The 16,743-nt window shown below is 68.5% G+C and carries 18 protein-coding genes; 7 read left to right on the top strand and 11 right to left on the bottom strand.

The genetic code is table 11. From position 1 onward, the window contains the following. On the bottom strand, positions 1 to 881 hold an 881-nt coding region (locus tag NM1_RS31405; protein WP_068028265.1), incomplete at its 3' end, for an RsbRD N-terminal domain-containing protein. 146 nt (positions 882 to 1,027) lie between these two features. Continuing rightward, entirely contained in the window at positions 1,028 to 3,100 is a 2,073-nt protein-coding gene (locus tag NM1_RS31400; RefSeq protein WP_068028236.1) for an AMP-binding protein, read from the bottom strand. A gap of 459 nt (positions 3,101 to 3,559) precedes the next feature. Between NM1_RS31400 and NM1_RS31395 the strand changes: the two genes are divergently transcribed. Continuing rightward, positions 3,560 to 3,901: a histone-like nucleoid-structuring protein Lsr2 gene (locus tag NM1_RS31395; protein WP_068028233.1), complete on the top strand. Its 342-nt coding sequence runs from the start codon at positions 3,560 to 3,562 to the stop codon at positions 3,899 to 3,901. Between the two features lie 284 nt (positions 3,902 to 4,185). Here the strand turns inward: NM1_RS31395 and NM1_RS31390 are convergent, their stop codons facing one another. Continuing rightward, positions 4,186 to 4,776, bottom strand: coding sequence for a TetR/AcrR family transcriptional regulator (locus tag NM1_RS31390; protein ID WP_068028226.1), 591 nt, complete (start codon positions 4,774 to 4,776; stop codon positions 4,186 to 4,188). A 103-nt stretch (positions 4,777 to 4,879) separates the two neighbouring features. Between NM1_RS31390 and NM1_RS31385 the strand changes: the two genes are divergently transcribed. Beyond that, the gene (locus tag NM1_RS31385; RefSeq protein ID WP_084520217.1) at positions 4,880 to 6,925 is read left to right on the top strand and encodes an alkyl/aryl-sulfatase; all 2,046 of its coding nucleotides are present in this window, start codon (positions 4,880 to 4,882) and stop codon (positions 6,923 to 6,925) included. A gap of 125 nt (positions 6,926 to 7,050) precedes the next feature. Here the strand turns inward: NM1_RS31385 and NM1_RS31380 are convergent, their stop codons facing one another. From NM1_RS31380 to NM1_RS31370, 4 genes are all read right to left on the bottom strand, one after another. Then, positions 7,051 to 7,386 carry a histone-like nucleoid-structuring protein Lsr2 gene (locus NM1_RS31380; RefSeq protein ID WP_068028223.1) on the bottom strand — a complete coding sequence of 112 codons (336 nt, stop codon included), beginning with the start codon at positions 7,384 to 7,386 and terminating at the stop codon, positions 7,051 to 7,053. 213 nt (positions 7,387 to 7,599) lie between these two features. Continuing rightward, on the bottom strand, positions 7,600 to 7,749 hold the full coding sequence (locus tag NM1_RS42645) for a hypothetical protein (protein WP_157124035.1): 150 nt from the start codon (positions 7,747 to 7,749) through the stop codon (positions 7,600 to 7,602). Beyond that, the gene (locus NM1_RS31375; protein WP_068028220.1) at positions 7,746 to 9,152 is read right to left on the bottom strand and encodes an amidase; all 1,407 of its coding nucleotides are present in this window, start codon (positions 9,150 to 9,152) and stop codon (positions 7,746 to 7,748) included. Before NM1_RS31375 ends, NM1_RS42645 begins: the two co-directional genes overlap by 4 nt. Next, positions 9,149 to 10,159 (bottom strand): GntR family transcriptional regulator, encoded by a 1,011-nt coding sequence (locus tag NM1_RS31370; RefSeq protein ID WP_068028216.1) that lies wholly within the window; start codon positions 10,157 to 10,159, stop codon positions 9,149 to 9,151. The genes NM1_RS31375 and NM1_RS31370 overlap by 4 nt, the downstream gene beginning before the upstream one ends. A 365-nt stretch (positions 10,160 to 10,524) precedes the next feature. Between NM1_RS31370 and NM1_RS31365 the strand changes: the two genes are divergently transcribed. Beyond that, positions 10,525 to 10,962 (top strand): ester cyclase, encoded by a 438-nt coding sequence (locus NM1_RS31365; protein ID WP_068028213.1) that lies wholly within the window; start codon positions 10,525 to 10,527, stop codon positions 10,960 to 10,962. Positions 10,963 to 10,964: 2 nt separating this feature from the next. On the opposite strand, the gene NM1_RS31360 is transcribed toward NM1_RS31365, so the two are convergent. Both NM1_RS31360 and NM1_RS31355 read right to left on the bottom strand, forming a co-directional pair. After that, a complete protein-coding gene (locus NM1_RS31360) occupies positions 10,965 to 11,543 on the bottom strand; it encodes a hydrolase (RefSeq protein ID WP_114699879.1) in 579 nt (192 codons plus the stop codon). Positions 11,544 to 11,563: 20 nt separating this feature from the next. Next, a complete protein-coding gene (locus tag NM1_RS31355) occupies positions 11,564 to 12,007 on the bottom strand; it encodes a MarR family winged helix-turn-helix transcriptional regulator (protein WP_068028207.1) in 444 nt (147 codons plus the stop codon). Between the two features lie 139 nt (positions 12,008 to 12,146). Between NM1_RS31355 and NM1_RS31350 the strand changes: the two genes are divergently transcribed. Together NM1_RS31350 and NM1_RS31345 are read left to right on the top strand one after the other, a co-directional pair. After that, positions 12,147 to 13,148, top strand: coding sequence for a cation diffusion facilitator family transporter (locus NM1_RS31350; RefSeq protein WP_068028202.1), 1,002 nt, complete (start codon positions 12,147 to 12,149; stop codon positions 13,146 to 13,148). Between the two features lie 92 nt (positions 13,149 to 13,240). Beyond that, positions 13,241 to 13,591: a hypothetical protein gene (locus tag NM1_RS31345; protein WP_147289161.1), complete on the top strand. Its 351-nt coding sequence runs from the start codon at positions 13,241 to 13,243 to the stop codon at positions 13,589 to 13,591. A gap of 6 nt (positions 13,592 to 13,597) precedes the next feature. Here NM1_RS31345 and lexA read toward each other — a convergent pair whose 3' ends face one another. Together lexA and NM1_RS31335 are read right to left on the bottom strand one after the other, a co-directional pair. Further along, on the bottom strand, positions 13,598 to 14,308 hold the full coding sequence (gene lexA, locus NM1_RS31340) for a transcriptional repressor LexA (RefSeq protein WP_068028259.1): 711 nt from the start codon (positions 14,306 to 14,308) through the stop codon (positions 13,598 to 13,600). Between the two features lie 29 nt (positions 14,309 to 14,337). Beyond that, positions 14,338 to 14,640 carry a hypothetical protein gene (locus tag NM1_RS31335; protein WP_147289162.1) on the bottom strand — a complete coding sequence of 101 codons (303 nt, stop codon included), beginning with the start codon at positions 14,638 to 14,640 and terminating at the stop codon, positions 14,338 to 14,340. 90 nt (positions 14,641 to 14,730) lie between these two features. Here NM1_RS31335 and NM1_RS31330 point away from each other — a divergent pair, with 90 nt between their 5' ends. Both NM1_RS31330 and NM1_RS31325 read left to right on the top strand, forming a co-directional pair. Then, positions 14,731 to 15,228 carry a LysM peptidoglycan-binding domain-containing protein gene (locus NM1_RS31330; RefSeq protein ID WP_169814352.1) on the top strand — a complete coding sequence of 166 codons (498 nt, stop codon included), beginning with the start codon at positions 14,731 to 14,733 and terminating at the stop codon, positions 15,226 to 15,228. A 124-nt stretch (positions 15,229 to 15,352) separates the two neighbouring features. After that, the gene (locus tag NM1_RS31325) at positions 15,353 to 16,609 is read left to right on the top strand and encodes a hypothetical protein (protein ID WP_068028191.1); all 1,257 of its coding nucleotides are present in this window, start codon (positions 15,353 to 15,355) and stop codon (positions 16,607 to 16,609) included. Positions 16,610 to 16,743: the final 134 nt, after the last annotated feature.

Genomic DNA, 16,743 nt, shown 5'->3' with positions numbered 1-16,743 from the left:
ATGGTGGCGGTGATGGGGACCCGCGCGGCGTGCGACAGGTGGGTGATGAGCTCGTCGAGTTGATCGTCGGTGTGCTGGTGCGCGGGAATGAGCAGGGTGCCGCCGTCCACGCTGAGCAGTGAGAGGGCGGTGCTGCCGCAGCGGGTGGCGAGTTCGGCCTGTAGTCGGCGGAGTTTGCGGCGGGCAACGACTTTCGCGTCGAGCATGGGGTTGGATTCTTCGGGGTGCGGGGGGATGGCGAGGGCGAGGATGCGGTAGCTGTCGGCGATTTCGATGCCGCATTCGCGGGCCATGGTGGAGGTGGGGTGTCCGCCCAGCAGTGCGGAGGTGAGAGTGTGTACGGCCGTATGGTGTTCGGAGACAACGGCTCTGAGTTCGCGGACGTAGGCCATGGAGACCGCGGTGGTCATGGTGTCGAGCATCTCGACCACGAGCTTCGCGCCACCGATCAACGCCTCGTAGTCGGCCAGGCTCAACGTCATCACGGTGTCGTCGCCCTCGGAACCGGTGGCGCGGTGCTTCGTCGCGGCGCTGGTGACGACGAGATCGAAGCCGATCTTGAAGCCCTCGTGGATGGAGTGGTGGATCGTATCGATCGGCACCCCCTCGCGCGCCCATTGCGCCGCAGCCTCTTTCAGCCTGTCGATCTTGTCGGGGATGTTCTTGCCGTCGAGTACCGATACGGCCAGTTCGAGGCAGGTGCGGGTGATGGTGGTGACGTCGCCGTAGATGGCGTCGCCGGGGAGAGTGCCGCAGGGAGCGACGTTTTCGACGAAGTGGCCGACCATCTGGCGCGACAGTGCCCAGACATCCTTGAGCGGTGACGACATCGGCCGCCCGGAAACGGTCAGGCTCGGTCTATCCGGAGTGGCAACAGACATGGGGAACTTCCTTCCACCCCCGTGAACTGCACTGCGGTAATACCGTAACCGTTTCGAGATCCGCCAGGGCAGTTTTCACAATCGATCGTGATACTTCGGGACACCCCTACCGCTGTGCTTGGTGAGTGATCACAGTGCGCACGGGTTCACGACGGCGACTGGTTGGCGGGCGTTCCCGTGAGCAGGCGTTTGAGCACCTTGCCGGTCTCCCCGCGCGGCAGCGCGGACAGGAAGGTGACATCGCGCGGCACCGAGAAGCGGCTGAGCCGATGCCGGACGTAGGTGCGAATCATGTCCTGATCGAGACCCGATCCCTCCCGCTTGACGATGAAAGCCGCTAGCCGCTGCCCGAATTCGCGGTCCGGCACGCCCACGACGGCGACGTCGGTGATCTGCGGCAGGTGCGCCAGGGCCTCCTCCACGGGGCGCGGGAAGACGTTCTCCCCGCCGGAGATGATCATCTCGTCGTCGCGGCCGTCGATGAACAATCGCCCGGCGGCATCGAGATAGCCGAGATCGCCGGTGTCGAGCATGCCCTCGGCCTCGGCGGGCGGCGACGCGTTGACGTAGCCGTCGAACAGCATGTGGTTGCCGACGTAGATGCGCCCGGTGGCGCCCACGGGGACGGGCCGGTGGTCCGGGCCCAGCACGGCGATCCGGGTCCCCAGGGGCGGGCGCCCGGCCGTGGTGGGCGAGGTGCGCAGATCCTCGGGTGTGGCGACGGTGGCCCAGGAGACCTCGGTGGATCCGTAGACGTTGTAGAGCACGTCGCCGTAGGTGTCCATGAAACGCAGCACGGTGGCCCCGGCCAGCGGGGCGCCGCAACTGGCCACGATGCGCAGGCTGGAGGTGTTGAAGCGGGCCCGCACATGGGTGGGCAGGTCGAGGATCCGCTGCACCATGGTCGGTACGAGAACCAGTGTGGTGACCTCGTTTTCGGCGATCAGGCGCAGGGTGTCGCGGGCGTCGAAATGTTCCGGGAGCACCACCGTGGCCCGCAGCGGCGTGCTCAGCTGCAGCGCCGCCATGCCCCAGGTGTGAAACAGCGGCGCGGGGATGAGCATCGTCTCGTCCATCCGGAAGGGGATGCGCGACAACAGCGCCGCCACGGTGCCGAACCCCTTCGGATGCGGTCGGCGGGCGCCCTTGGGGGTGCCGCTGGTGCCCGAGGTGAGCACGATCAACCGGCCGCCCCGCGCGGGCTTGCGGAAGGTGGTGTGCCCCAGGGCGATCAGGTCCTCGATCGTGGTGCCGCCGGCGGGCCCGCGGTCGGTGAACACCCGGTGGATATCGGAATGCAGGTAGTGCACCAGCGATTCCAGCGCGGTGTCGACGAACAGGTGCTCGAGCCGGTGGCGCTGCACGATCTCCTCGATCCGCCGCGCGGACAGCCCGGCGTTGAGCAGCACCACGTCGACGCCGAGTTTCCCCGCGGCGACCATGGTTTCGACCATCCCGGCGTGATTGAGCGCCAGCAGGCCGACGGCGTCACCGGCGCCGAGCCCGAGCCTGCTCATCGCGGCGGCCAGCGCGTGGCTGCGGTCGTGGATCTCGGCGAACGTGCGGACGCCGCGATCGTCGACGACCGCGGCCCCGTGCGGGGAGTGCGCGGCCGCGGCCGCGTAACCACCGGCGAGCGTGAAGCCCCACTTGGCGAGCCGCCCGAACTGCCGCACCCCGATATCGGGCCGGTAGGTACGCACCACGCCGGTCGACACCATCTGGCGAGCCACGTCGGCGCGCCGTCGCAGCGGGCTGTCCTCGCCGTTGACCGCCACCGATGTCGGTGCCCCCGTGAGCAACTCGGCCAGGCGCCCCAGACCGGCCTCCGCCCAGGCGATGATCTCGGAGTTCGGCAGCGCCGCGACCACCGGGTGAATGCGGCCGGGCGCGAAGAAGGTGATGGTGACCCGGGTGCCTTCGCCCGACGCGGTCTCGCGCAGGCGGACCGCGGCGAAGCTGCCGGTCGCCCCGCATTCCAGTTCGAAGGTCGCGCCGGTCCGCCCGGCCATGAAGGTTGCCGCAAATGTGCTGATCCCGGACTCGCCGGTGCCGATCCGGAACTGCCACAGCGGATGCCCGGCGATCGTCTCGAGACGATCGCACGCGCCGATCCCGGTGAAAATTCGTGAATAGCTCTGCGGATCCGTGAGCAGTTTCCACACGGATGTGATGGCGACCGGCAATTCTACGGTCGCATCGATGACGTCGGTAGCCAACTTCGTACACTTCTCGCGGGCCGGTCCGAAGGAGCTGGACCGGCGGGAACTCATTTGTAACCGGTAAAGCCGACGCCGGTCAAGAACGGGTTCTTCCGCTGAATTCCGAGGACGTCCAGAGGTGCTGCCACCCTATTGTTCGGTGCACTATACGCGTTTCGGGGGCGGTATGAATTACGTCGTCGAATTGTTGTGACAATTCCCTGGGGGTGGGGTGGGAGGCTTGTGATGATGCGCATGCCCGAGTGTTGCGGGGCAACCGACCGGTTCGGCTCGCGCATGGTTCGCGCCCGTGCGGGCCGGACGCTTCGCCACCGGGGCGCCCGGCTTTGTCCCCGGTCACGATTTCCCCGGCGCAACCTCGTGAAGTTTCCCAGTGCTGCCGCGAATTGTTCCGTGCCTCAGTAAGTTACGAGTACGAGGGGGAAGTGCAGGGGATGGGGTGCGAAGGAGCACGCAGTGGCACATCGAGTACTGGTTACGCGCGTAGACGACCTCGATGGCGAATCGACGGCCGATGAGACGGTGGTCTTCGGGCTGGACGGGGCGACCTACGAAATCGATCTGTCGGCCGCCAATGCGGCTCGGCTGCGGGAGCAGGTGGAACAGTGGGCCGAGCGCGCCCGCAAGGTCCGCCGCACCGCGACCAGCGTCCGGAAACCGACGACGATGACCGCGGTCCAATCGACGGCCGCGCGGCAGTGGGCGCGGGAGAACGGCGTCACGGTTTCCGCGCGCGGCCGCGTGCCCGGCGAGGTACTGCGGGCCTATCTCGATGCCGGGCGCTCCGCCGCCGACTGAATCCGCCGGGACGACCTTCGCATACCGCCCAGCAACCGATCAGCGCCCATCCGCACCGTGCATCGCGTCGAATATCGAGCAGTACCTGCAACTCCTTTGCGAATTGCCAGGACTGGAGTATCGGTAACCGCAACTTGAACGGAAGGACCAGGCTGTGATCCCCATTTTCATCGGCCAGCTCATGGGTACGATCTCCGAATTCCTCGGTAAGCTCCTCATTCCCTGAGGTGATCGCGCCGGGGCGGCGATACCGCCGCCCCGGCACGAACTTCCCGGTGGCGCGGCTAGGCGAGCAGGCTGCGCAGGGCCCGCCGGATCGCGGCGGTGGCATCCTCCCGGGACAGTCCGCGCCGCTCGACGAGATGGTGCCGGTAGGGCCAGCCGGCGGTGGCGTCGATCAGATCCAGCAATTCCTCGTCCACGCCGTCGGCGCGGGTGAGTTCGGGGGCGAACATCCGGGCCAGGTGATCGCGAACGCGCTTGTCGGTCAGCCGCATCCGATCATCGACCCCCGGATTGGTCTGCGATTCCAGCAAACCCATGATCCGGGGACGGCGCTGTAGCGCGTACACCGTCTCGCTCTGGTGCGCCGCGGCGGCAATGCGCTCGTCGCGCGATTGCCGCGGATCCACCTGGGCGAGCAGGGTTTCCACGTAGTCCGACTGCTGTTCGACCGCGGCCTGCAGCAGGTCCTCGCGGGTGGGGAAATGCACGAAGATGCTGCGCTCGGACACGCCCGCCCCGGTGGCGATGGTCTTGGTGGTGGGGGCGAAGTCGCCGTCCTTGACCGCCTCCAGCAAGGCGTCGATGATCGCGCGGCGGGTCTGCTCGGGGTTGCGCCGGCGCCGCCGTCCGGGATCGGTGCCCTCGTTCATGACTGCATCCGACCACACCGGCGCGGCCCGGTCGCGCAGCGGGGGCGGTGAGTCGCACCACCGCTATTGCAGTGAGACTGCAATAGCAGTTATGGTGGTTCGCATGACGAAGGATCGTGACAGTGAGCCACCGCGCGAACACGGCGTCTCGCGCCGCGGCGTCTTCGGATTCGGCGCCGCCGCGATCGCGGCGGCGGGAATCGGTGTGGGGCTCAGTTCCTGCGGCAACGACGACGAGGTGGATCCGCCGGACACGCAGACCGACCCGACCGATCACGTCGCCCGCGCCAACCGGCAGGCCACCGCGGCGCTGCCGTTCTCCGACACCGCCGACTTCGCCGACGCCGACCGCGGATTCGTCGCCGCACTCACCCCCGGCATCGTCCGCTCCGAGGACGGAAAGGTGGTGTGGGACAACGACTCCTACAACTTCCTCCAGGGCTCGTGCCCGATGTCGGTGCATCCGAGCCTGTGGCGCCAGTCGCAGCTGACGGTCAAACAGGGCCTGTACGAGATCGCGCCGGGCTTCTATCAGGTGCGCGGGCTGGATCTGTCGAATATGACGCTGATCGAGGGTGAAACCGGCGTCGTCGTCATCGACCCGCTGATCTCCGCCGAGACCGCGAAGGCGGGGCTGGAGCTGTATCGGCGGCATCGCGGCAATCGGCCCGTGACGGGCCTGATCTACAGCCATTCGCACGTCGACCATTTCGGCGGCGCGCTCGGCGTGCTCACGAAGGAGCAGGCCGCGGCGGGCGTTCCGGTGCTGGCCCCGGTGGGCTTCGTGGAGCACGCGGTCAGCGAGAACGTCTACGCGGGGACGGCGATGGCGCGGCGTTCGGCGTACATGTACGGCGCCGCGCTGCCCCGCGGGCCGAAGGGGCAGGTCGGGACGGGACTCGGGCAGACCAACTCGACCGGCACGATCACGCTGATCGCGCCGACCCGCGATATCACCCGCAGCGGTCAGGAGGAGACCGTCGACGGTGTGCGGATGGTGTTCCAGCTGACGCCGGGCACCGAGGCGCCGTCGGAGATGAACTTCTACTTCCCCGACCGCCGCATCCTGTGCATGGCCGAAAACGCCACCCACACCCTGCACAATCTGCTCACGCTGCGCGGTGCGCTGGTGCGCGATCCGCACGTGTGGTCGGCTTATCTCACCGAATCCATCAATCTTTATGCGCGGCAATCGGATCTGGTGTTTTCCTCGCATCACTGGCCGGTGTGGGATACCGACCGGATCGTGGAATATCTGTCGCTGCAACGGGATCTGTACGCGTACCTGCACGACCAGACCCTGCGCCTGCTGAATCAGGGCTATACCGGCAGCGAAATCGCGGAGCAGTTCCAGATCCCGCCGGCGCTTGCCGAAAAGTGGTTCACACACGGCTATTACGGCTCGGTGAGTCACAACGTGAAGGCCATCTACCAGCGATACATGGGGTGGTTCGACGGCAATCCGGCGCACCTGTGGGAACATCCGCCGGTGGAGTCGGCCAAGCGTCACGTAGACGCCATGGGCGGCGTCGATTCCGTCTTACGGCAGGCCCAGAAGGCTTACGACGCAAGCGATTACCGATGGGCCGCACAGCTGCTGAACTACGCCGTGTTCGCCGATCCCGGGAACCGGAAAGCGCAGTTGCTGCAGGCAGCGACCTTCGAACAACTCGGATATGGCAGCGAGAACGCCACGTGGCGCAACTTCTATCTGTCCGGCGCCTATGAACTACGCAACGGATCGTTCGGAACCCCGACCCAGTCGGATCCGAGTTCGATGCTCGCGGCACTATCGGTCGATCAAATCTTCGACGCGGCGTCGCTGCGCATCAATGGACCCCGGGCGTGGGGCGTCAGGATGACCACGGACTGGCGGTTTCCGGACGATCATGACCGAGTGCATCGTGTCGAACTCCGCAATGGCGTGCTCATTCACTACGACCGCCGTCCGAGCGACGGGCTGCCCGCGCCCGATGCCACGGTCGTCACGACCCGTGCCGCCTTGCTGGGCACCCTGCTGGGCGGCGGCGACGTGGGCGCGGCGGTGCGCAAGGGTGATATCAGGATCGAGGGCGATGCGGCCGTACTGGCTCAGCTGCCACCGCTGTTCGATAAACCGGATCCGAACTTCGCGATCGTCACGCCGTAGTCCTCGGATCACCGGCGGTGTCGCCCGTTCGCCGGGAACGCGACCGGGCCCGGCCCCCACGCCTGTGACGCGGTGGGCCGGGCCCGGCCGGGGCCCCTTTTACCAGGACAAAGCCCGGATCGGAGTTACTTGTTGGCTTTGTGATAGGCGGCGACGATCTCGGAGGAAATTCGCCCCCGAGCCGACACGTTGTAGCCGTGTTTCTTCGCCCATTCTCGGATGGCCACGGTTTGCTCGCGGTCGGCCGCGGACTTCGGCTTGGACACCGCGCCCGACTTCACCCGGCCCACCTTCCGGGCCTTATCGGCCCAGGGTTCCAGGGAACCCCGGAGCTTGCCGGCATTCAACGTGGAGAGATCGATTTCGTAGGCCACGCCATCGATCGAGAACTGCACGGTCTCGTCCGCTTTGGACTTCCCGTCGTAATCGTCGATGAGCGTGACGGTGACCTTCTTGGCCATGAGCCAGCCCTTTCGCACGGACACGGATCTACTCGGATTGCGTATACCGTACCGCAGCGGCGTCTCGCATAGCGAATCCGGCACTATTCGGCGTTTCCCGTGGTGAATGTCCGAAAGGGTTAAAACAATCGGCGGGCGACGGAATTCCCAGCCCTCGAGGGATTCGGGTGGGCGGGCCATCCTCGGGTGTACGGGACCCCGAGACCCGCCGGGTCAGCCGACGCTGTGGCCGCCGCTGGGCTCGCCGTATCGGGCGTCGGTGCAGTTGTGCAGCACTTCCGCCAGCGCGTTCATCATCTCGTACATGACATCGACGGCGGCGTTTTCCTCGGGCTCGGTGGACCAGGTGGCGGGGGAGTTCATGACATGCCTTTCGCGAGATGGTGGATGGTGCGGCGTTGATATGCGTCGCCGGCGCGCAACACCGTTGCCTCGTCGAAATACCGGCCGCCGATCGACATCGACAGCGGGGTGCCCGCTGAAGACAGACCGATCGGTACGGCGAGAGTGGGATTTCCGAGCGGATTCCAATAGGGAGTGTGCAGTGAGGCGAGGGCGCTCAACGGCCGCAGCGGATCGAGCTCGGACAGTAGTGGCGCGCCCAGATGTCCGGTCGGGGTGACGACGAGGTCGACATCGCTCAGCAGGGCGGTCATGCGGTGCTGCGCCAGGCGCCGGACACGCTGTGCCTGAACATAATCCGGGCCGGTGACCGCCGCGCCGGACGCCAGCACGATGCGGGTGCCGCGGCCGTAATCGGTCCAGCGCTCGCGCAGGTCCGCGCGGTGGTAGGCGTGCGCCTCGGCCAGCATCACCAGCAGGTCGACGGCCACCAGCTCCGAATACAGCGGCAGCTCGACGGGAACGACGGTGGCGCCCGCGGCGCGCAGCGCGTCGAGGGCCGCGGCGAACAGCCGCGGCTGTTCGGGATCGATACCGGCGTCGGCGAAGCGGTCGAGATCGTCGACGCCGACGGTGATTCCGCGCAGGTCGCCGGTGAGCGCTGCCGGATAGTCGGCGACCGGGACCTCGGCGCTGTAGGGGTCGGCGGGATCGTGCCCCGCCAGCACCGACAGCAGCAGCGCGCAGTCGGCGGCCGAACGCGCCAGCGGGCCGACGTGATCGAGGGTGTAGCCGAGTGGCACCACACCGGATTTCGGGACGCGGCCGAAGGTGGGCTTGAGTCCGGTGACGCCGTTGAACGCCGCCGGAATCCGGATGCTGCCCGCGGTATCGGTGCCGATGGCGCCGAGGAACAGTCCGGCGGCCACCCCGGCGCCCGATCCGGAACTGGAGCCGCCCGCCCAGCGCTCGCGGTCCCACGCGCAGCGGGGGACCGGAAACGGTTTGTCCGGGTCGGGAACTCCGATCGCGAACTCCATGGTGCTGGTCTTGCCGGTGATGACGGCGCCCGCCTGCTCGAGCCGCCGCACCACGGCGCAGTCGCCGGTCGCGGTCGCCCACGCCGGGTCCAGCACCAGGCTCTGCGCGGTGGTCGGGGCGTGCGCGTGGGCGAGAATATCCTTGACGCCGATCGGGATTCCGGCCAGCGGCGGCGGCGCGGCGCCGGCGGCCAGCTGCCGGTCGATCTCCGCCGCGCGGGCGCGGGCGCGCTCGTCGGTGCGGGTCAGGTAGACGCCGAGGTCGTCGCCGGTGGACAGGGCCCGCTCGGTCAGGTCGGTGGCGGTGGTCTCGCCGCGGCGCAGGGCGGCCGCGGCGTCGGTCACGGTATCGAACGAGGCTGGGCGGACGGCTGTTTCGGTCATGCGGGATCCTTCGGTCGGTGGGCTCCGGTGACGTCGATGCGGGGGATGCGGCCGATTTCGATCAGCAGTTCGTTGCGGCAGGTGCCGAGCGCGTAATCGACCACCCGGCCGGTGTGGTCGCGGATGCGCTGCTGTACCAGCAGGACCGGCTCGCCCGGCAGCACGTGCAGCAGGGCGGCGGTGTGCTCGTCGGCGCCGGCGGCCTGCACGCCGACGTCGCAGCTGGTGAGGTCGATGCCGCCCGAGTGCAGCAGCGCGTAGAAGTCGCGGCGGAAGCCGGACTGGTCGACGCGGGCGGCCTCCGGCGCGCGAATGTAGTTGGTGAACACCGCCATCGGGCGCCGATCGGCCAGCAGCACGTATTCCACGCAGAGGCAGTCGTCGCCCACCGCGGTGTCGTCGAGTTGTTCGGCGATGACGCGCGGCGCCGGGGCCCAGGCCCAGTGCAGCAGGCGGGGCGTGATCGCCCCGACCGCGAGATGTTCGTCGAGCGCGCGATCCTGCGGCGGCAGGGCGCCCGGCACCACGTACTCCGCGCGCACGGTCAGGGTGCCGAGCCCGCGCCGCCGCTCGATGAGGCCGTCCCGCCGCAACAGGTCCAGCGCCTCGCGCACCACGTCCCGCGGCGCCCGATACTGCGCCATCAACTCGGCCTCCCCGGGCAGCCGCCCGGTACCGAACTCCCCGCCCCGCAACGCCGCCCGCAACAGATCCCGCACCCTGCGTGCGGAAAGGTGCGACGCCGCGGGCAGCAACCCCCGCACCTGCTCCTCGAATGCCTTGCGCTCGACAGCCGTTCGCTGTTCATCCGCTCCGCGATCGGCCACGGTGGTGTCCCGGTCCGCCGTGGCGCGCCGGACCATTTCACGCCGCGGCACGTTGCGTCGGCCACGGATGTCGTGCTCACCCGTGCCGGTGGGTTCGGCTGTGCTGCCGCCCTCGCCAGGTTGGTCGCGGCCGGGTTGCGCGGAGCCGTGCGGCCTGGGGCGAATCGAACCGGAGAACATGGTCGTAGCGTGCCCAGCGCTCGATTACGCGACAACACACCCCGGTAAACCTCCAGTTACGCGACCCCGCAATCCAACCAGAACGCCGATGACCTGCGCATTCACCTCCGCGCACCACCCGATCCGCGAACACCTCGCACCTCCGCGCCCGGCCCGCACGGCACCGCACGACCCCTTCCGCGAACCGTCGTTCGAGTAGCGGGCACACCGACGTTCCCGCACCCCTGGCGTGTTCCCGCACTGGTTTGCGACGCCCGCAGTGGGTGCGAGAACACGCGAGGGGTGCGGGAAGTGAGGGGTGACGTGGGCTTGCTGGCTATGGCATGCTGTAGTTAGATGACTCGGCGGAAGGCTTTGGAGGGGATATGGATTCGGTTCGGCGGGCCTATTACGCGGTGCAGCGGGCGTGGAGTGGGCAGGACTGGGAGGCGTGGGCGGGGACCTGTGCCGAGGGGTATCGGTTCGATACCGGGGCCGGGTTGCGGCTGGATGTGGCGGGCACGCTGGCCTGGAGCCGGGCGTGGTTCGCGGCGTTTCCGGACTACGCCGAGGAGGTCGGCGCGCTGCATATCGGCGCGGATTCGGCCGTCGCGGAGCTGGTCGGCGAGGCGACGTCGACCGCCGATTTCGTGCTGGGTGAGGCGACACTGCTGCCCGCCACCGGGCGGCGGTTCCGGATCGAATACGCCAAGGTGCTGGTATTCGACGCGGACCTGAAGGTGGTGCGGGACAAGCAGTATCAGGACCGCCTCGATCTCTATGGGCAGCTGGGCGTTCGGATTCCGGCAGACCTCGGCCGCTGAGGCTACTTCTCGGCCAGCAGGGCCAGAATCTCCTGGGTGGTGGCGGATTCGCCGAGGCGGGGGAAGATCTTCGTGAGGCTGTGGGTGTGGGAGTCGGTGTCCCGGTCGCTCATGGCGTCGGTGGCGAGGGTGATGTTGTAGCCGTGCTCGTGGGCGGCGCGCGCGGTGGATTCGACGCCGATGCTGGTGGCGATGCCGCCCAGCACGATGCCCGTGACCCCGCGGCGGCGCAGCCGCAGATCCAGCTCGGTGCCGTGGAATGCGCCCCAGTGCCGCTTGGTGATCACGATGTCGGTCGGCTGCACATCCAGCTCGCCGACCAACTGGTCCCAGCCCTGCGGCAGCGGGCCCGTGGGTGTGGCGGCGTCGGTGCGGCCCGGTGGCGCATCCGCACCGTCGGGGGCGAACGAGACGCGGACCAGCGCCACCGGCAGCCCGGCCTTGCGGAATCCGCGGGCGAGTTCGGCGCCGCGGGACACCACATCGGCGGCGGCGTGCGGCCCGGTCGGCGCTCCGACGATGCCGCGCTGCAGATCGATGAGCACCAGGGCGGTCCGGGGATCGAGGGTGGTGGCGGGCAACGGAATTCCTCTCTTTCCGGTCATTCTTCCAGTAGTCGGCGCAGCACGGTGATCGCGGCGATGAGCGAATCCTGTTCGGCACGAGACAGTTTCGCCGCCATGGCCTGCGCCAGCCAGTCCTCCTTGGCGGTGCGCGCGGCGGCGACCAGGCGCTCGGCCGCGGCGGTCGGCGACATCAGCACCTGTCGCTGATCGGTGGGATGCGGTGTGCGCTCGACCAATCCGCGCTCCTCCAACGCGGCAACGGTCGCTCGCATCGATTGCGGCCGCACATTCTCCGCTCGGGCCAGCGCCGCCACGGTGGCCGGGCCGTCGGCCAGCAACCGGCTGATCGCGACCGCCTGCGACGGCGTGATGTCGAGTCCGGTATGGGCGACGCGCAACTGCCGCAGCAGCCGGCTCATCACCACGCGGAGATCCGTCGCCGCGGTGGCCAGCTCGGCGGGGGAGTGGCTACGCACCATGCCGCGAGTCTCGCAATAGAACAGGAAAACTTGCAAGTTTCCCTGCTCGAATCGGTGTCACCGATAACGACCGGCTTGTTTACATAGCGATGTGTGCATATGATCGCGGACGGCCCGAACGAGTCGAGAGGGGAACGCGATGGGCGCAGGACACGCACACGACCATGCACGGTCGGGGGGCGCGCATTCGCATGCGCACGCCTCGCCCGACAGCGATAAGCGCTGGCTGGCCGGGGCGTTGGCGGCGATCGTGCTGTTCATGCTGGGCGAGGTCGTGGTGGGCGTGGCGGCCGGATCGCTGGCGCTGTTGTCCGATGCCGCGCATATGCTCACCGACGCCGCCTCGATCGCCTTGGCGCTGTGGGCGATTCGGCTGGCCGCGCGCCCCGCCGCCGGGCGCATGACGTTCGGCTGGAAGCGGGTGGAGATCTTGTCCGCGCAGGCCAACGGCCTGACGCTGTTGCTGCTGGCGGCCTGGCTCACCTACGAGGCGATCCGGCGGATGGCGGAGCCGCCGGAGGTCGCCGGTGGTCTGGTACTGGGCACCGCCCTGGTCGGCATCGTGGTCAATCTGGCGGCGACCTGGATGATTTCGCGGGCGAACCGCAGCAGCCTGAATGTCGAGGGTGCCTTTCAGCACATCCTCACCGACCTGTTCGCGTTCATCGCCACCGCCGTCGCGGGCGTGGTCATCGTGCTGACCGGCTTCGCCCGTGCCGACGTCATCGCCACGCTGGTGGTGGTGGCGCTGATGGTGCGCGCGGGGATCGGCCTGGTGCGCGCGTCGAGCCGCATTTTCCTCGAGGCCGCGCCCGCCGACCTCGATCCGACCGCGATCGGCCAGGACATGGCCGCCCGCGACGGCGTGGTCGAGGTGCACGACCTGCACATCTGGGAAATCACCTCCGGATCTCCGGCGCTGTCGGCACACGTGCTGGTCGAGCCGGGCCGCGATTGCCACGCCGTGCGGGAGGATCTGGCGCACCGGCTGGCGCACGAGCATCACATCGAGCACGCCACCCTCCAGGTCGACCACGCCCAGCCGGAGCTGATCGAGCTCGGCGCCCAGGCGTCCGCGCACTGCGAGGTCGCCCACGGTCCGGCGCATGTACGGCCGAGTTCCGTGGCCGCTCGGTACTGAATCGGGGTCATCGTCCCGGCGTGCTCGAGCACTGCCGACGACACCCGGGCAGGTTCACGGGATTCTCATGGCCGTGGGTGGACGATGAGTCGATGAAGCGACCCTGCCCGCTCGCCCTCCGCGCGGTGCTGTTCGCCGCCGCGGCCGCCGGATCGGTGACGGCCGGCGCCGACCCCGCGTTCGCGACGCCGACCGTCACCTATGGTGGCGGCGCGATCATCACCGCCCAGGTCACGGGGGAGCGGCCCGGCTACGCGTGCCAGATCGCGGCCCGCGATATCGACGGACCGTGGCGCACGGTGAATGCCGCCGGCGGCGTCGAACTCGAATCCGGTCCGGTACCCGCCGGGCGGCATGTGGTGCGCGTCCTGTGCGAGAACCGCACCGACGGCGACTTCACCACGCATATCGTCGGCCGCGACACCGCGGTGGCCACCCGCTGACCCGGATCAGATCTTGCGGATGACCGTGACCACCTTGCCGAGGATCTGGGCGTCGTTCCCCGGAATCGGCTCGAACAGCGGGTTGTGCGGCATCAGCCAGACCTGCTTGCCGGCGCGCTTGAACGTCTTCACCGTCGCCTCGCCCTCGATCATCGCCGCCACGATGTCGCCGTTGTCGGCGACGTTCTGCTGGCGCACGACCACCCAGTCGCCGTCGCAGATGGCGGCATCCACCATCGACTCACCGACGACCTTCAGCAGGAACAGCGAACCCTCGCCGACCAACTCGCGCGGCAGCGGGAACACATCCTCCACCGCCTGCTCGGCCAGGATCGGCCCACCGGCGGCGATGCGGCCCAGCACCGGAACGTAGGTGGGGGCGGGCTGGTCGCCCGACTCGGTCTCCATCGGGCGCAGGTTGGTCACGGTGCCGACCGCGCGCACCGCGGTCTCGTCCAGGCCGCGGACGTCCACCGCGCGCGGGCGGTTCGGATCGCGGCGCAGGAAGCCCTTGCGCTCCAGGGCGCGCAGCTGATGGGCGACCGAGGAGGTCGAGGTGAGGCCGACCGCGTCGCCGATCTCGCGGATGCTCGGCGGATAGCCGCGCTCGCTGACCGAGGTGCGGATGACCTCGAGCACCTTGCGCTGGCGGACGGTGAGATCGGCCGCGGTGCCGGGTGATTCGGCGCTGTCGGCCTCGGTGACAGGGTCGTCCACGTCGTCGTGGCCGCCCACCGTACGTTCGCTCACGACTGCACCTCGCTGACGCTCGGCTCCGTCGTGCGCGCGGCGCGCTGTGTCGTCGGTTCGCTCGCGAGCTCACTCACGGTCGCCGTCCTCCGTTCATGGATGTACTGGGTCTTCCGTGCGCCCCGTGCACCGGCCTGTGGGCGCTCGTCTTGGGTCTCACCGGATTTCGTGCTTCGAATGTAGTCCGCTCGCCACCAGGTTTCAAACATCTGTTCGACGCATGTCGCGGAAAGTGATGACTTTGTCGGCGCCCCGTGGTAAAAATCGAACATCAGTTCTTCGAACACATGATCGAACACTGGGTCTCCCGAACCGCACGCCCGAACCGAATACCGAGTCTCCTCACGTACAGGGTTCCCGTCCCGCACACCCACCTGGAGGTCTGTCCGATGCGCACCGCCGTCAGCGAATTCGATACCGCCGGAACCGATCTGGGCTTCGATACCGTTCCGCGCCCGCGGCGGCTGCCCGCGCGTTCGAGCACCGGGCTCGTACGCGACACCCGCCGTCCGCGTGGTACTCGGCCCGGGTCGGCGCTGGTGCGCTACGAGCGTCCGCGGGTGGAGCTGTCGCGTGGCCCGCACGCGGTCGACCGGGTGGAGCGGGCGCAGGTGGGCTTCGCGACGCTGGCGGTCGCCGCGCTGGTGAGCGCCGCGGTGGTGTGCGGCCTGCTCGGTCTGGCCCAGCTGCGCGCGGGTGCTCCAGCCGCGGAGTCGACATCGGTGGTGCAGGTCCACGAGGGAGAGTCGCTGTCGGAGGTGGCCGCGCGCGTGGCACCGGCAGATCCAGTGCGCGATACCGTGCGAAAGATCGTGGAACTCAACGGCTTGAGCGCCGCCGAGGTGGCGCCGGGGCGGACGTTGATCGTTCCGGCCGCCGCCGAGTGATCGCCGCTCGGTCGCGGAGTGTGTGTGGCCGAATTTGTTGATCGGCAACTGAAACTGGTTGCTACTGTGCTCGAAATGTGACCTGGGCGACACTCGCCGATGATCGATTTCGAGGGCATGCACGATGACGCGACCCACCTCCCTCACCCGCGGGCTGCGCCCGCTCGCCCGGACGGCGGCACTGCTCGTGTGCCTGCTGTTCGGACTGGTGACGGCTCCCGCCGTGACGGCCGAGCCCGGCTATGCGGAGTATTTGGACCTACCGTCGGTCAACGGTGACGGAGCGGGTGGGGGCGGGCTCAATCCCGCACTGCCGCTGGACGTTCCCACGCTGCGCGCGGCCGTGGAGCAGGCGCGGGAGGCGCATGTGGCGCCGCACCGTTACGCCACTCTGCTGCACCAGTACTGGTTGGTCACGGCGGCCACCAATGCGGGCATCGACCTGGCCGGCTGGGAGCCCGCGCGGGGCGTGGCGGCCAACTCCCACACCTTCACCCAGGTGTATGTGAACTATCTGCGGCTGACGAATCAGCATCCGGAGTTCTACTGGGCGGGGCTGGCCGGATTGGCGGGCGGCTCGTTCGCCTCCGGATTCTTCGATATGAGCGATGTCGGCGGCGTCGTCAGCGTTCCGGGCATTCACGAACTGGGCAGCGTGGTCGCGGATCTGCTGCGGCACACCCCGCCTGAACTGGTGAACCTGGCCCCGTCGGACCTGCGCCTGCTGGCCACCGAGGGTTCGCGGCTGACCGCCGCCGACCTGGCCTGGTATCAGGGTCGCCTGATGGTCATGCAGAAGCACATCTTCATCGATCAGGTGCCGATGCACGAGGCCTACGTGGCCGAGGGCCTGCCTGCCGTCGAGGAGCTGTACGAAGCCGGGGTGCTCGACGAAAATGCCGTCGCCGCATGGCGTTCCATCGACGGGGGCACCGCGGCCGGATATGACGACGCGCTGCTGCGCATGACCGACCGCGAACAGAATCAGATCATCGCCGACCAGTGGGACGCCACCTCGCAGGGGCGCGGCGTGATGGGCCGAATCCTGACCTACGTCAGCACGGTGGCGGGGAAGGCGGCGGTTCCGGGTGTGCGGGCCCCGGGTGTCTACGCACCGACCACCCTGACCGCCGACGTCGGCGGCCGCCGGATGTCGCTGCGCACGCCGATGCCCGATTTCAACTGGGCCGACCGCGATACCCGGTGGGCCTATATCGTCGCCGACCTGGTGCCGCGCTATGCGGAGATGCAGGCGAATCCCGCCCTGGCCCGGCCGGTGCTGGCGGAGCCGTTCCCGGAGAAACTGGCTGCCGGTCGGCTGCTGCGGCGCCTGCCCGACCTGATCGCCGACCTCACCAGTCAGTGGCAGGTTACGGCCTGAGCGGGGGTTATCCGGGGGTGCACCCCGGCTTCTTCCAGGTCCTGGGGGTATCCTCGGTGTTGCTGTATATGAAACAGCATTGCGCTGGACCCATTCAGCGACGAGCGACCGCGTTGCTGTAGACCGATGCAGGC

Source organism: Nocardia mexicana NBRC 108244, from assembly GCF_001613165.1.
Taxonomy (GTDB): Bacteria; Actinomycetota; Actinomycetes; order Mycobacteriales; family Mycobacteriaceae; genus Nocardia; species Nocardia mexicana.
Note: the sequence above shows the minus strand (reverse complement) of the source record. Positions and strands in the feature narration are given on the sequence as shown.